The sequence below is a fragment of the Chromohalobacter sp. HP20-39 genome, assembly GCF_033052815.1.
GTDB lineage: Bacteria > Pseudomonadota > Gammaproteobacteria > Pseudomonadales > Halomonadaceae > Chromohalobacter.
This window is the reverse complement of the sequence record NZ_JAWHTP010000943.1, coordinates 1-252: the sequence shown is the minus strand read 5'-3', so window position 1 is coordinate 252 and position 252 is coordinate 1. Positions and strand designations below refer to the sequence as shown.

Annotated in this window: 1 protein-coding gene; it reads left to right on the top strand. The window is 71.4% G+C overall.

Going from position 1 to position 252, the window contains the following annotated elements; translation table 11 throughout:
* A partial coding sequence (locus tag RVY79_RS20745; RefSeq protein WP_317466484.1) for a DUF3459 domain-containing protein occupies positions 1 to 252 on the top strand: 252 nt, incomplete at both ends.

The following is a 252-nucleotide window of genomic DNA, read 5'->3' as shown; positions in this document are numbered from 1 at the left end:
AGCGCATCCCCGACCCAAACGACGAGCACACCTACCTGGCCTCATGGCCGGGTGAGGCCAGCTTGGCCGACCCCGAGCAACTCGGCTGGCTCAGCCGCACACATGCCTTGCTGGCCCTGCGCCACACGCACATCGTGCCGCGCCTGGCCGGCGCCCGCGCGCTCGATGCCCTGCCGCTCGGCAGCGCCGGTGCGCTGGCGCGCTGGCGTCTCAATGACGGCTGCATCCTGACCTTGGTGCTCAACCTGGGGG